The following is a 14367-nucleotide window of genomic DNA, read 5'->3' on the forward strand; positions in this document are numbered from 1 at the left end:
AAGATTTTGTTGGGAATGCTTTTCACCGTCACACCCCCGTGCCTCATCTGCGATCGAGTCAGGGCGGACCGGACGGCGACATCCGCAACGATGAATTTCGATCAATAAGATCAGATGAAACGACAGTGGGGCCGGTGGCGTTCCCGCCACCGGCCCCACCATCAGTTGCCGAACCCGTTAAACCGTCACTTCGTCGCCGGGGTGACGTAGATCGTGGCGGACGAGTTGTCCTTCGCCGCCTTACGGATCGTCAACGAGACGCCGTTCTGCACGCCCGCGTCGGCCGGGTTGCCCGTGCCGAGCACGATCGCGCCGCCGCCCAGCGTCACGCCGTAGTAGTCCGGCGCCGGGCTACCGTCCGGGTTGGTCACCCGGGTGGTGTACGGCGCGTTGCCACGCGACGGGATCACGACGGAGGCGTCGTTGTCCCGGGCGTACGCGGCACCGTCGCGGATCTCGATGCCCGGGTACCAGCCCTTGGCGTCGGTGAAGCCCTTCACCGGCGGCAGGGCCTTGAACTTCGTGCAGTACGCGCTGTACGGCTCGCCCGCCGCCTCCAGGCACTCCGTGAAGGGGTACGTCTTCTGGAGCGTGAAGGCCGCGTTCGACGACTGCGGACGGCTGGGCAGGTTGTCCGTCACCGACGGGTCCTTCTCGGCCGCCGTGCCGGTACGCCGGTACGGCTCGTTGTGCGAGTCGACGATGAGCAGCCCGCCCTTGGCGCCGTAGCTCGGCAGCGAGGTCATCTGACCGGTGACGTGGTTGACGTCGCCCAGCGCGCTGTCCCGGTACCACACCAGCATGCCCGGCGCGTTGTAGGAGATCCGGTCGACCTTCCACGCGTCGCGCGAGTAGATGGTGTCGTAGGCGTACTTCAGGCCCTTGTCGAAGCCGTCGAAGTTGCGCCACTCGGCCAGGTAGTACTGCGCGTGCACCTCGGTGCCGCCGGAGACCTTCCAGCCCGCGCCGGTGGTGTCGACGAAGGTGCCGCCACTGGTCGTCCAGCCGTTGGCGCCGCCCTCGACGTCGTCACTCCATACGGTGGCGCCGCCGCCGGTGACCGAGAAGTCGTCGACGAACCAGTTGCGCTCCTCGAACGCCTCATCGGTGGCCAGGCGCAGTCGCACCTGCACGGTCTGGCCCGCGTACGCCGACAGGTCGACGTAGTCGTGACGCCAGCCGTCGGTGCTGCCGGTCAGGCCGTACTTCTTGCCACCGAAGTCGTTCATCCGGCCGTTCGGGTCACCGTAGTTGTCCGGCGTCGTGACGACCGTGCCGTCCTCTGCGTACACCTTCTGCTCGGACCAGGTGGTGCCACCGTCGGTCGACAGCTCGAGGAAGCCGTAGTCCCAGTCCTCTTCGATGATGTAGTTGTTCCACATCCAGAACTTGGAGTCCGCGGCGTTGGGCACGTCCACCGAGCGGCTCAGCTTGACGTCGGCCCAGCTCTGGTCGTTGTTGCTGTGCCACATCTTGGTGCCGCTGTGCGGGGTGGCCAGCACGGTCACCTTGTCCGGCAGGTCGACCTTGATGCCGTCCTCGGCGTCGATCGGCGTACGCGAGGTCTGCCCGAGCTTGACCTCGCGCGGGTTGGAGCCCGGACGGATGGTCAGCGGGTCGGCCCAGCCGAGCACCCACTTGTCCCAGATGCCCATGTGGGTCGGCAGCGCCTGGAAGATCTCACCCGAGTGCGATCCGGAGGCCATCAGGTCCCAGAAGTCCACGTCGGAGTCGGCGTTGCCGGAGGTGTCGTAGAGGTCCGGCAGACCGAGGTCGTGGCCGAACTCGTGGGCGAAGACGCCGACGCCGGCGTCCTCCGGCTGCACGATGTAGTTCGACACCTTCAGGTTGGTGCCCGGGATGGTGTAGCCACCCGGCACCGAGGAGGAGTGCGCCCAGACGGCGTACACGCCCTGGTCGCCGCCGCCGCTCGACTTGCCCTTGCCGGCGTGCACCAGCACGAGGTGGTCGATCACGCCGTCCGGCTCGAAGAGGTTGCCGTCACCGTCGCGGTCGGCCTGGTCTTCCTTGTCGTAGTCGGCCCACGGGAAGGTCGGGTCCTTGGCGGCGAGCGCCTCGATCGCGTCACCGGCCAGCCGGCTCGCGCCGGCCGGGTTGTCCGGGTGGCCGTTCATCGACTGCTCCCGGCCGGGCACCCAGTTGCCGTTCTCGTCCTGGGTGCAGCGGTTGGCCGCGTACCAGCCCTCGGAGTGCGGCACGGTGATCCACGGGCTGGCCTGCCCGTCGACCGTGTACGCGTTCTTGGACATCTCCAGGTACATGTTGTGCATCGTGCGACCGGAGATGTCGATGCCCTTCTTGCCGTCCGGGCCCTTGAGGTCCGTGCGGACCCGGTCGGTGATGCCCTTCTTGCTGTACAGCATCTTGTTGTAGTGCGACGGCGAGAAGTCCGGCACCCACATCGAGTTGTTGTCCTCGTGCGCGAGCCGCGACGGGTCCGGGATCTTGTTGTGCTTCGGCCCGTTCTGCACCGTGCCGGGAACGCAGGTCCGGTCCTCGAACACCGTCTTCGGGACCATCACGTTGGTGAAGTCGTCGTTGGCCTTGTCGTTGAACTCGACCAGCAGCGTCAGCAGCTTCGCCGTCTGCGTGTTGGGCGCCTGCTTGATCTGGCGCGGGCTCTTGCCCGTCTTGATCGACTTGGCCTCGATCTGCGCGAGCTGGCGGGCCGTCACCGGGTTGCCCCGCGCGTGCTTCTGGTCGAACGCGCGGGCGTCGTCGACCTTGGGGGTGTAGACGCCGTTCTTGCCCTTGACCTCACGGCCGGAAGTGTCCGGCTGGACCTCGGGCTCGGCGTAGTTGATGTAGTACTCGTCAGCCCCGATCACCGCCCGGGGGGTGGTGGACGGCTGTGCCGCCGCACTGCCACTCACGGTCAGTGACGTGGCCGCGAGGGCGATGACGGGCAGCGCGACGAGTAGTCGTCGACGCGACCCCGGTTGGGAGTTTCTGTTCATGCCGCTCCGTTTCTCGGGCATGGGCGAGGGAAGCCGGCGGACTCCGTGCACGCAGCGTCGCGTCGAGGGCCAGCCGGCCTTCGTGAAACTAAATGAGAATCCGGCCGAACGGCGGGAACGTGATGCAGGCGTTATCCGTCGGACCGTCGGCCGGCGGCACGCCGGACGGTCGAAGTCCACAAAAGACGACGGTGGGTGACGGTCCGCGCGGACCATCACCCACCGATCGGGGTACGCCTGTCGTCAGTCCTCGTCGGACTTCGCGCCACTCATTCCGGAGGAGATCAGCTCCATCACCGAGGAGTCCTGCAGGGTGGTGACGTCGCCGAGCGAACGGTTCTCGGCCACGTCCCGCAGCAGCCGACGCATGATCTTGCCGGAGCGGGTCTTCGGCAGCTCCGGCACCAGCATGATCTGCCGCGGCTTGGCGATCGGCCCGAGCGTCTTCGCCACGTGGTTGCGCAGGTCGGAGATGAGCTGCTCACCCGCCTCGCCGGCGACGTCCGTGCTGCCGCGCGGGATGGCGAACGCCACGATCGCCTGGCCGGTGGTCGGGTCGGTCGCGCCCACCACCGCCGCCTCGGCCACCGACGGGTGCGACACCAGCGCCGACTCGACCTCGGTCGTCGAGATGTTGTGCCCGGACACCAGCATCACGTCGTCCACCCGACCGAGCAGCCAGATGTGCCCGTCGTCGTCCTTCTTCGCCCCGTCGCCGGCGAAGTACATGCCCTCGAACCGCGACCAGTACGTCTCAAGGAACCGGTTGTCGTCACCCCAGATGGTGCGCAGCATCGACGGCCACGGCTCACGCAGCACCAGGTAGCCGCCACCACCGTTCGGCACCGACTGACCCTGGTCGTCCACCACGTCGGCGACGATTCCCGGCAGCGGGGCCATCGCCGAGCCCGGCTTCGTCGCCGTCACCCCCGGCAGTGGGGAGATCATGATGGCGCCGGTCTCGGTCTGCCACCAGGTGTCCACGATGGGCAGCTCACCCCGGCCGACGTGCTGCCTGTACCACATCCACGCCTCGGGGTTGATCGGCTCGCCGACGCTGCCGAGGAGCCGCAGCGACGACAGGTCGAACCCGGCGGGGATGTCCTCGCCCCACTTCATCATCGTCCGGATCAGCGTCGGCGCCGTGTACAGGATGCTCACCTGGTACTTGTCGACGATCTCCCAGAAGCGGCCCTTGTGCGGGGTGTCCGGGGTGCCCTCGTACATGACCTGCGTGGCACCGTTCGAGAGCGGGCCGTACACGATGTAGGAGTGGCCGGTGACCCAGCCGATGTCGGCGGTGCACCAGTAGACGTCCGTCTCCGGCTTCAGGTCGAACACCGCGTGCGTCGTGTACGACGCCTGCGTCAGGTAGCCGCCGGTGGTGTGCAGGATGCCCTTCGGGCGGGCCGTGGTGCCGCTGGTGTAGAGGATGAACAGCGGGTGCTCGGCGTCGAACGGTTGCGCGGTGTGCTCGGCCGACGCGGTCTCGACCGTCTCGTGCCACCAGTGGTCCTTCTCCGTCCAGGCCACGTCCTCGCCGGTGCGGCGGACCACGAGCACGTGCTCCACCGACGGGCAGCTCGCCACCGCCTCGTCCACGGTCGGCTTCAACGCCGACGGCTTGCCTCGCCGGTAACCACCGTCGGCGGTGATCACCACCTTGGCGCTGGCGTCCTGGATGCGGTTGCTCAACGAGTCGGCCGAGAAGCCGCCGAACACCACGCTGTGCGCCGCGCCGATCCGGGCGCAGGCCAGCATGGCCACCGCCGCCTCCGGGATCATCGGCAGGTAGATCGCCACCCGGTCGCCGGCGGTCACGCCCAGGTCGGTGAGCGCGTTCGCCGCGCGGCAGGTCAGCTCGTGCAGGTCGGCGTACGTGAGAGTCCGCGTGTCGCCCGGCTCGCCCTCCCAGTGGATCGCGACCTTGTCACCGCGGCCCGCCTCGACGTGCCGGTCCAGACAGTTGTACGCCACGTTGAGCTGCCCACCGACGAACCACTTCGCGAACGGCGGGTTCGACCAGTCGAGCACCTCGTCCCACTTCTTCGACCAGGCCAGCCGGTCGGCCTGCTTCGCCCAGAAGGCGAGCCGGTCGGCCTGCGCCTCGGCGTACGCGTCGACGGTGACGTTGGCGTGCGCGGCGAGCTCGGCCGGCGGGGGGAACTGGCGCGTCTCGTTCAGCAGATTGGCCAATGCCTCGCTCATGCCGTGACTCCTCGTCCTCGGGGTGACCTGCGTCTCGATGGGCACGAGGGTAGTCGCGGGTCCCCCGGCCGGCGACCGCTGCCCACCCCGTCGCGCCGAGCGGCCCCCGCCACGCGCCCGACGGCCCGGCGCAGCGGGTGCGCGCGCCGGCGCGGGTCACTTGATCGACACGAGATCGCCGAAGTAGGGGTGTTCGGGCCGCCTTGATAGCCCCACTTCGGTGCAGTGGTGTCGATCTGGCCGGCCGGCGGCCGGGTGGCCCGGGTCGCGTTGCGGGCGGGTGTGGGCCGATCAGCCGGGTGGGATCGCTAGCGTGGCGGGGTGACCACCGACCCGCTCGCCCCGCTGCTCGCGCTCGCCGACATCGCGCCCGCCGTCGACCGGGCCCGCGAACGCTTCGACCAGGCGCTCGGGCACCGCGCGCTGCGCCGCAACGGCGGCCAGGTCGCGGCCGAGGTCGGCCTCCGCTCGGCGGTGGCCAGCGCCGCGCTCGAAGGGGCCGTCCACGAGCGCGAGGAGGTACGCGCCGGGACCGTCACCGAGCCGGTGCTCCAGGGAGCGCTACGGGTCGCCGGTGCCCTGCCCGGTCTGAGTGAACTCTGGCCGAAGGCGCCCCGGCAGGCCCTCGCCCGGCTGCACGTCCTCGCCGCCCGGGACATCGTGCCGGAGGCCGAGCTGGGTCGTCCGGTCGCCGATCCGGTGGTCGCCGCCCGCCTCGACGGGCTTGCCGGTCTGGTGGCCGGCGGCACGAAGGTCTCCCCGCTGGTGCTCGCCGCCGTCGTACACGGAGAACTGCTCAACCTGCGTCCGTTCGCCGGACCGTCCGGCGTGGTGGCGCGCGGCGCCGCCCGGCTGGTGCTGCTCGCCAGCGGCCTCGACCCGCGCGGGCTGCTCGCCGTGGACGTCGGTCACGCCGAACGCGAGCCCGAGTACGTCGGCGCGGCCGGCGCGTTCGCCACCGGCACCCCGGATGGGCTGCGGTCCTGGCTGCGCCACTACATGGCGGCCGTCGAGGTCGGCGCCGACCAGCTCACCACCATCGGTGACGACATTCTCGCCGCCGCGTGAGGGGCGGCTCAGTCCCGCCGCGTCGCCCGGTTGACCTTGGCCTGTAGCGCGCGGCGGGCGATCGGCCCGAGATCGTCGACGATCTCCATGAGGAGCGCGAGCTGATCGAGCGCGGCCATCGCCCGGTCCGCGCCGGCCGGGTCCACCCCGTCGTAGAGTTCCAGCCCGATGAACGCCGCCGAGACCGCACGGGCCAGGCCGGGCACGTCGGCGACCTCGGCGAACGGTGACCCGGCGAGCAGCCTGCGCAGGACCTGCTCGATCTCGTCCACCCAGAGTTGGAGCGCTCCAGCGGTGGGGGCGGCCATCCGCTGGTCCGCCTGTGCGCCCGCCAACATCTGGGCCAGGAAGTTGACGTTGCCGAGTTGGCGCTCCTCCTCGTGCAGCGCCCGCCCGACGGCGAGCAGTTCGCGCAGCGAACCGGTCGAGGCCAGGCGTGCCGACCAGTGCTCGACCCGCTCGGCCGTGCTGGCCCGGCAGGCCGCCGCGAGCAGGTCGTCCACCGTGCCGAAGTGGTAGAAGACCAGCGCCTGGTTCACGCCCGCGGCGGCGGCGATGGTGCGGGCCGAGACGCCGGCGATGCCGTGCTCCAGGATGGCGGCGATGGCGCCGTCGAGGAGACGCTGCTTGGTGTCGGACATGGCTCTCCTCTCGGACGGGCCGGATGCGGCGGTGCGATCATCGCATCGGTGAGCAGTTGAGCCAGCCAGGTGACCCCGGGCAGCCGTAACGTCCAGCCGACCAGAGCCCAGCCGAGATGGATGTGTTCGAGCGATCGGGCGACGGCGGCCACCCCCCGTTCCGTGTGGCCGTCGCCGCCCACGTACTCCGCCCGCCACAGCACGCGCTCGTGCTCCCGGGCCGCCCGGATCCGCAGGCCGACCGGATGCCGCCGGGCCACCATCCGCCAGGTGGCCGCGCAGGGTCCGCAGTCGTCGTCCAGCCAGAGCACGGCCGGCTCTTGCGAGGGGTACGGCCGCCAGCGCGGCCACCAGTCGCGTACCTGCCGCCGGTAGGACCGCCAGGAGTCGCCGTACCGCGTGCGCAGGTCGTGTTGCTCGTGTGGCCCGGCCACCGCCGCGCCGAAGGCCGTCGCCGACACCGCCCCCAGCGCCAGGGCGACGCTCCCGGTGACCGCCGCCGTGAACAGCAGCAGCGCCACGGCGACGAGCTGCATCGGGTTGGCCAGGTACGCGTACGGGCCGGTGGTGACCAGCCGACGCGGCGGATCCCACGGGTAGGGCGTACCGCCGCCCCGGACGGCGAACTCCGCGACGGCGGCCAGCGCCGGCACGGCCATCAGCAGGGCCAACTGCGCGACGACCAGGATTCCGGTGCGGTCCAGCGCGATCAGGCCGGCCCATGACCCGTCGCCGACCTCGAACGCCAGGGTGGGGACGAACCAGAGCAGCAGGGCCGCGAAGACTCCCACCTGCAGGAGGGTCCGTGCGCCCAGGTACCGGCGGTCGGCGCAGAGGCGACCGAGCAGTTGAGCGGGCAGCGCCACCGCGAGCAGTCCGACGACCTCCCCGACGAGCCAGTGCGGGCCGAGGCTGACCAACGGGTGCAGCGCCGGCATCGCCACCGCGTCGACCCAGAGGAGCAGACCCAGCGCGACCGGCAGCGGCAGCGCCCGCCGGAGCAGCACCGGCAACGGGCCCCAGAGGGCCGCCCAGCCGATCCAGAGGTCCACCGGCATTCCCCGGTACGCGCCGTCGACCGGAGCGAAGGCGTACCAGCCGGTGCGGCGGGCGACCTCGTGCAGCGCGGCGATGCCGATCCCGGCGGCCAGGAACGCGAGCAGCCCAGCGGCCCGTACGGACCGGTCCCGCTCCCGAGCGCCGACGGCCAGCACGGCGGCCAGCGGCACGGCGAGGCTCAGCCAGCGGGCGACGGTCATTCGAGCGCCAGCATGTCGAGAAGGTGCCCCACCCCGGCGCCGAGCAGCACCTGCTGGATTGGACCGAAGTACCAGGACGGGTCGAGGCCCCGCGTGTAGTCGACCCGGACCCGGATCTCGGTGTGCCCGGGGTCGACCGCCCGCCAGCTCAGCTCCGCGTGCCGCCAGGTGAACCAGCGCGCGGTGATGGAGCTGTCCTCGACGAAGTCGAAGCCCACCTGCCCCGGCGCGGCGCTCTGCACCTCGGCGAGCAGGTGGCCGCCCGGTCCGTGCGCGCTGCCGTGGTAACCGAACATCCACCGGTCGCCGACGTCGAGCCCGTCGCCGGTGACCTGGCCGGGCGTCGGTACGCCCAGGAGCCGCAGCGGCACCGACCGAACGTCGGTCGGGCGGGGACCGGCAGTGAGACGTTCGGCCACCTGGTCCACCGGGAGCCCGACGACCCGGGTCACCTCGACCGTCTGGTCCGGAGCCACCCGGGGAGCGATGCCGGTGCCCTCCAGGCCGGGCAGGAGCAGCAGGGGTACGGCCACGACGACGTACGGGCGGTTCGCCTCCCGCAGGGCGCGGATCAGCGCGGTCGTCCCGTGCGCCACCGCGTAGACCAGCGGGGCGGCCAGCACGACGCAGATCGCGCCCTCGTGCAGGGCCACCGACGCCAGGAGCAGGGCCATCGTGGTGGCCGTGAAGACCCTCCCTTGAGCCGACCGACGGGGTGTGAGCGCGAGGGCGGCGGCGAGGAGCACCGGGAGCGCCACGAAGAGCACCGCGCTGTCGGCTCGGCCCTGCCGCACCACCACGACGAAGACGACCGCTCCGAAGAGGGTGATCAACCCAGCCAGGATCCAGTGCGCCCTCGTTCTGCGTGGTGTCGGTGCGCTGTCGTCGTTCATGCGATTCTCCCCGTGTTGAGCGGTCGCTCAAACGGAGGGTACGTCTTTTTGAGCGACCGCTCAATACGGCGTGGGACCGGGGACGATGAACTGTGTCGGATAGACGACTGTCGACGATGCCGCTGGCACCCTGAGGTTGAGCGCCGAGAGAGCGGATGCCTACCGAGAGTGGTGTCGTCGGCGAGTGTCGAGGCCGTGCGTTGCCCCGACGGGGCTCGGTCAGGCCGTGGCGGCGGCGCGCGTGCGGCGGTGCCGGCCGTACCAGGCGATGCCGATCGCCACTCCCACACCGACCCCCAGCGCGGCCGCCGCGACCGGGACGGCCGGCCGCTCCCGCCAACGGCGGCCCAGCGGAATCGGGTGCCGGAACTCCAGCACCGGCCAGGCGTTCTCCGAGGCCAGCTTGCGGAGCTGCCGGTCCGGGTTGACCACGCTCGGGTGCCCCACGCACTCCAGCAGGGGACGATCGCTGTACGAGTCGGAGTAGGCGTACGAGTCGGCCAGGTCGTAATCCCGGACGGCGGCCAACTCGGTGACCGCCTCGACCTTGCTCGGACCGGCCGCGTAGAACTCGACCTCACCGCTGTAACGGCCGTCCCGCACCGTCATCCGGGTGGCGATCACGTCGGTCACCCCGAGCAGCTCGCCGATCGGGCGGACCATCTCCTCGCCGGACGCCGACACCAGCACCACGTCCCGCCCGGCCGCCTGGTGTTCCTCGATCAGGGCGGCGGCTTCGGCGTACACATAGGGGTTGATCAGCTCGTGGAGTGTCTCCGCGACGATCTGGCGGACCTGTTCCACCTGCCAGCCCTTGCAGAGCGCGGCCAGGTAGTCCCGTGTTCGGGCCATGGTCTGCTCGTCGGTGCCGCCCAGCCGGAACATCAGCTGCGCGTACGCCGACTTGACCACGTCACGCCGAGTGATCAGCCCGTCCCGGTAGAACGGCCGACCGAACGCCAGGGCGCTCGACTTGGCGATGACGGTCTTGTCCAGATCGAAGAAAGCGGCACTTCGGCCCACGGCGCGAAAGTCTAGCCGGATGGTCTATCGTCGGCGGGTGCCCGGGGTCAGGCCACCCCTCGGACCTGCGGACGGGCACCCCCACCACCGCTCAGCGTGACCGTGCTCACATTCGGCGAGGAGCTTTTCGCGCTGAGTGGAGTGAACAACACTCGACGTGACGGGCCCGCTCAGGCAGACTTGTCCGCACGACGTGCTTTCACATACCCGCAACAGACAGGCCCTCGGCGGTTGCACCCCCCGTGACCGCTGAGTGGTTCGGCTCGACCCCCCCGGAGCCGAACCGTTGACGACCCCCGTCTCCCCCCGACGGGGGTCGTCCCTTTGCGGGGAGCGCTCCCGGCCTGGTGACGCCTTGGCCGAAGTTGCTCCGCCGTCGGCTCAGGGCGGATCGACGAAGGGCTGGTCAGTTGCAGCGCCGTCGGCCTCGCACCCAGTTGGGCCCTGCGCAGGCCCGACAGCTCATCGTCGAGCCCATCGGCGTAGGCCCCGGGGAAACGACCTCCTCGCCGTGGCCACACAACGCGCCCGCCAGTACGCCATGCTCGCCGCCGAAGCCACCTTCCCGGCGGCCATCGCCCAGCCGCCGAGGCCATTGCTCAGGAGAACTTGGTGTTCCACTAATCGCATTGAATGAAGCGGCGGGAGAGATCCACGCGGTGGGTAGATGGCCAATCTGAGCAGGCGTGGTCGCAACGTGTGAAGGCGGACGGAACATCGGTGTGGCGGAACCGAAGTCGACCGAACCGGATCGAGTAGGCCGTGGACGCCGGTGGCCAGGCTCGGGTTGGGGGATGCGGTCCGCGGGACCTGACGTGGGCGAGGTTGAGGCCAGCGAGAAGGCAGCAGGAGTGCCAACGCCTGAGGACACCACTGGTAGGTGCGGGCATGGCAGCCATGCTCGACGGCACACCGGACGGTACTGGATGGAAGGCGATAACGCCGCGGTCCCGCGTTCGGGACGAAAAGAGCTCTGTCAACGAGAGATCCCCGGAGCTTGACATCGATAGGAGGATCGGGATGGCATGAGAAGTGCCGTGCCTGTGAAGGTTTCGATCGCTGAAGGGCTGACTTACACCATGAGTACTGTCAGGCGCAGCTTCCGCAAACGCCATCAATGGCACGCGTGGTCGGGTGAGTTCGCGGATCTTGAGCGTCTAGGGAGAATTGTCGAAGATTTGTACTCAACTTGGCTGAAAGAGCGTGAATACGAGGAGGGGCAGACGGGAGAGGTTGCTGAAGCGACCGGGGTCATTAATCTTGCCGGAGTTCCAGGTGGTGCTTCTGTCGGCGATGGCAACGAGACATATCCTTTTGTGGGATTAATTGTTGAAGACGAGGACGAGGTTTCGGGACCGATTTTTGAGGTTCTCCCCGAGGTTGATCGAAGAAGCGTCGTAGGCCTGAAGTTTGTGGCCACCCTTCGGCCGTCGGAGCGTTTGAGCGTTACTTTTGCTCGAAATGCTAATGAAGCAGTTATTGTTGAGGTTTCCTCGCGGAGGACGGGGTGGGCCAAGCAGGCCTATGCCCGGCTGGCGGACGAGATAGAGAAGGGTGTGCCGCGTTGGGCATCGTTGCGTTCGGAGAACTCCAGGCCCCGTCTCGCAATATTGGCGGCGACGGCTACCGCCGTCTTTGTTGGCCTGGTGTTGCCGACGTCGAGCGGATTGGAAATCCGGACCTCGGTCGGAGCCTTTGCATTTAGTCTAACGTGGCCGATTTTTTATATAGAACGCCTGCACAAGTGGATATTCCCCGGCTTTGAATTGGTGGGAGAGGGAAGTCAGTCATCTGGTTCCCGCCGTTTAGTAACTTTATTCCTGCTGGGTGCATCGATACCGATCGGAGTTCTAGTAAATGTTGTCTCCTAGCGCGATTTGGAGTCTGCGGAAGTTTGCGGGCGTGGACTAGGCGCTTCGACGGCTCCGGTGCCTGTCTGACGACGGTGACCGGGCCAACGGCAAGGCGCGTAGTGCCAGTGCGGCAGCGAAGCCACGGCAGCTGCTCGATGCGTGTCAGCTACCCACGGCGCCGCCGGTACTGCAACGGCAGTCACCTCGCTTTCCGGTGAACGGTGCGCCGCAACAGAGAGCGAACGGAATCGTCGGGATGCAGGTCGTGGCATGTGCCCGCGCCCGGCCGCATGGGCCCTGCCATCGCCAAGAGGCCGGACACGACGATGGCCGCCTGGTCGGCCACTTCGAGGCCGAGGTCGGCAACATCGTTCTGATTGGCCGTTTCTTCGGCAGGCATGCGGTAGACCAGGTCCGAATGCGTCAGATCGTAGATCGTCGTTGCATTGATGAACGCCGGGCCGAGGAACAAAGAAGCCGACCGCGACGGTCGGTGCGCGTAGAGGCCAACCCGACGCTGACGTAACGACAGGGCCCAGCAGCCACGGGTGCCCTCGACGATCATTGGCCGGACCATACGCAAACCCACGGGTCAGCCGGGGACGCCTGTCACCGGGGTCGACAGCAACGCTGACAGCATCCGGCACGGATCGGGTGACCTGTCGAGGTCACGGATGCGGACCGCGCGGTAATCGTCGAGCCTCCCGCGACACAAGACAGGGTGAGAGTCGCCGAGGCAGTGGGGGTTCGGGTGGGTCCACCGGGACAGCGCGACGAGGTCTGGTTCACCAGCCTCTACGCCGCCGAGTACACGCACATCGTCCGGTACGGCCTGCGCCGCCTCGGCGACGCCGATGCGTCGGCGGAACTCGCCCAGGAGGTGTTCGTCGTCGCGTGGCGGCGTCGTCGGGAGGTGCCGGACCGCAGTCTGCCCTGGCTGTACGGGGTGGCCCGGCGCCTGTTGGCCAACCAGTGGCGCTCCCGGCGGGCTGCACCGGATCTTCTGCCGATCGTGGATGCCGACCTGACGCGGGTGGCCGATCCGTCCGGTGCGGACACGACCGTGGGGGTCGCCGACATCCGGGCGGCCCTGGCGACCCTCAACGACCTCGACCAGGAGATCCTGCGGCTCGTCGGCTGGGAGGAGTTGACGGTGTCCGAGGCCGCGCAGGTCCTCGGCTGCACCCGTACGACCGCGGCGGTGCGCCTGCACCGCGCTCGCCGCCGGCTGGCCGTGGCGATGTCGAGCCGGCCGGTCCGTCCCCGCCGCCCACTGTTGGCGAGCACGCGAGAGGAGCTGTGATGTTTTCGGTGGCACGCACCCGTACTCTCATCGGCCCGGCCGATCCGGCTCGGAGCGCGACCGTCGCGCCGCCCTCGGTCGCGGCCCACGAGTTGATCGATCGTGCCGGCGTCGCCGAGGCGGCGGCGCATCGGCGCGTACGCCAGACTCGCCGGCTCGTCCTGACGGCCGGGACGCTCGCGGTGGCGGCCGGCGCGGCGGCCGCGCTGCGGCCGTTCGGCGAGAGCACCCCGGACGTCCCGGGTGGGCCCGGCGACGCGGCCGGCCTGGTGCTCGTGCCGGTCGCCTACCAGTTCGACGCCGACCCACCGGCTGCCGGCCCGCGGCTGCGCGCGCTGGCGAACAAGATCAAGGACGCGGGGTACGACAACCGCGGCGGGCGCTACATGTACCACCACACGAAGGTGTGGGGTGACCCGGTGATGAGTTCGCCCGACGACCGTTACCACGTCGCCTTCGTTGGCGAGACGAAGGTGTGGCAGGCCGAGGACGGGACCGGCAGTCAGGCCAACACCCAACTGGAGCCGCAGTACCCCGACGAGAAGTCCCAGGCGTACTGGCGGCGCAAACTCCCCCAGGGCCCGGCCGACCCTTCTCAATCGTCGCTGATTCCGCTGCCGCCGATGGAGCTGACGCCACCGCCGGCCGATCCGGTGCGACTGCGGGAAGTGCTCAAGATTGAGTACGGCCCGGGGTCGGCGAGCAAGGCGGTCGGCACGCTCTACGCGCGGTACGTCATACCGCGCGCCACCCGGGCGGAGATCCTGCGGGTCCTCGCCGACCTGCCCGGCCTGCGCTGGCGGGGGCAGGTGACCGATCGCGCCGGTCGGGCCGGTGTCGCGGTCACCCACGACGACCGGGAACACGACGCCCAGTCCCTCCTGATCTTCGATGCGATCACGGGCGGCCTGCTCGCCCACGAGATGCTGACGCTCACGCCGGTACGGATCAGCGCGTACCAGATGATCATCGACACTGCCTGGACCGACCGCGTCGGCTGACCAGCGATTTCTGGGGCCGCTCTCTCGGGAGCGGCCCCGGGCTGTTTTTGCGGCAGCGCTGCTAGCTGCGCGAACGCCGGTGCGCGTAGCAGATCAACGGTCTCGGCGGGCGTTGTCCACAGGCCCCTGAATTGTCCACA

The 14367-nt window shown here is 69.4% G+C and carries 12 protein-coding genes; 5 read left to right on the forward strand and 7 right to left on the reverse strand.

The features are described 5' to 3' along the window. Positions 1-185: 185 nt before the first annotated feature. Together ACQP0N_RS01950 and acs are read right to left on the reverse strand one after the other, a co-directional pair. The gene (locus ACQP0N_RS01950) at positions 186-2978 is read right to left on the reverse strand and encodes an immune inhibitor A domain-containing protein (RefSeq protein ID WP_433117057.1); all 2793 of its coding nucleotides are present in this window, start codon (positions 2976-2978) and stop codon (positions 186-188) included. A gap of 243 nt (positions 2979-3221) precedes the next feature. Beyond that, positions 3222-5186: an acetate--CoA ligase gene (acs, locus tag ACQP0N_RS01955; RefSeq protein WP_433117059.1), complete on the reverse strand. Its 1965-nt coding sequence runs from the start codon at positions 5184-5186 to the stop codon at positions 3222-3224. 321 nt (positions 5187-5507) lie between these two features. On the opposite strand from acs, the gene ACQP0N_RS01960 reads away from it, so the two are divergent. Next, positions 5508-6254: an oxidoreductase gene (locus ACQP0N_RS01960; protein WP_433117061.1), complete on the forward strand. Its 747-nt coding sequence runs from the start codon at positions 5508-5510 to the stop codon at positions 6252-6254. A gap of 8 nt (positions 6255-6262) precedes the next feature. Here the strand turns inward: ACQP0N_RS01960 and ACQP0N_RS01965 are convergent, their stop codons facing one another. The 4 genes from ACQP0N_RS01965 to ACQP0N_RS01980 form a co-directional block, all read right to left on the reverse strand. Further along, positions 6263-6895 (reverse strand): TetR/AcrR family transcriptional regulator, encoded by a 633-nt coding sequence (locus ACQP0N_RS01965; protein WP_433117063.1) that lies wholly within the window; start codon positions 6893-6895, stop codon positions 6263-6265. After that, positions 6790-8154 carry a methyltransferase gene (locus tag ACQP0N_RS01970; RefSeq protein WP_433117065.1) on the reverse strand — a complete coding sequence of 455 codons (1365 nt, stop codon included), beginning with the start codon at positions 8152-8154 and terminating at the stop codon, positions 6790-6792. The genes ACQP0N_RS01965 and ACQP0N_RS01970 overlap by 106 nt, the downstream gene beginning before the upstream one ends. Next, positions 8151-9047, reverse strand: a complete 897-nt coding sequence (locus ACQP0N_RS01975; RefSeq protein ID WP_433117067.1) for a hypothetical protein — start codon at positions 9045-9047, stop codon at positions 8151-8153. Before ACQP0N_RS01975 ends, ACQP0N_RS01970 begins: the two co-directional genes overlap by 4 nt. Before the next feature lie 219 nt (positions 9048-9266). After that, positions 9267-10070: an HAD family hydrolase gene (locus tag ACQP0N_RS01980; protein ID WP_433117069.1), complete on the reverse strand. Its 804-nt coding sequence runs from the start codon at positions 10068-10070 to the stop codon at positions 9267-9269. A gap of 888 nt (positions 10071-10958) precedes the next feature. Between ACQP0N_RS01980 and ACQP0N_RS01985 the strand changes: the two genes are divergently transcribed. Together ACQP0N_RS01985 and ACQP0N_RS01990 are read left to right on the forward strand one after the other, a co-directional pair. Continuing rightward, positions 10959-11099 carry a hypothetical protein gene (locus ACQP0N_RS01985; RefSeq protein WP_357123619.1) on the forward strand — a complete coding sequence of 47 codons (141 nt, stop codon included), beginning with the start codon at positions 10959-10961 and terminating at the stop codon, positions 11097-11099. Continuing rightward, positions 11096-11941, forward strand: a complete 846-nt coding sequence (locus ACQP0N_RS01990) for a hypothetical protein (protein WP_433117071.1) — start codon at positions 11096-11098, stop codon at positions 11939-11941. The genes ACQP0N_RS01985 and ACQP0N_RS01990 overlap by 4 nt, the downstream gene beginning before the upstream one ends. Positions 11942-12122: 181 nt before the next feature. Here the strand turns inward: ACQP0N_RS01990 and ACQP0N_RS01995 are convergent, their stop codons facing one another. Continuing rightward, positions 12123-12488 (reverse strand): hypothetical protein, encoded by a 366-nt coding sequence (locus tag ACQP0N_RS01995; RefSeq protein ID WP_433117073.1) that lies wholly within the window; start codon positions 12486-12488, stop codon positions 12123-12125. A 186-nt stretch (positions 12489-12674) separates the two neighbouring features. Between ACQP0N_RS01995 and ACQP0N_RS02000 the strand changes: the two genes are divergently transcribed. Both ACQP0N_RS02000 and ACQP0N_RS02005 read left to right on the forward strand, forming a co-directional pair. After that, positions 12675-13226: an RNA polymerase sigma factor gene (locus ACQP0N_RS02000; protein ID WP_433117075.1), complete on the forward strand. Its 552-nt coding sequence runs from the start codon at positions 12675-12677 to the stop codon at positions 13224-13226. Further along, positions 13226-14227, forward strand: coding sequence for a CU044_5270 family protein (locus ACQP0N_RS02005; RefSeq protein ID WP_433117077.1), 1002 nt, complete (start codon positions 13226-13228; stop codon positions 14225-14227). Before ACQP0N_RS02000 ends, ACQP0N_RS02005 begins: the two co-directional genes overlap by 1 nt. Positions 14228-14367: the final 140 nt, after the last annotated feature.

The sequence above is a fragment of the Micromonospora sp. CA-246542 genome (genome assembly GCF_050942905.1).
Taxonomy (GTDB): Bacteria; Actinomycetota; Actinomycetes; order Mycobacteriales; family Micromonosporaceae; genus Micromonospora.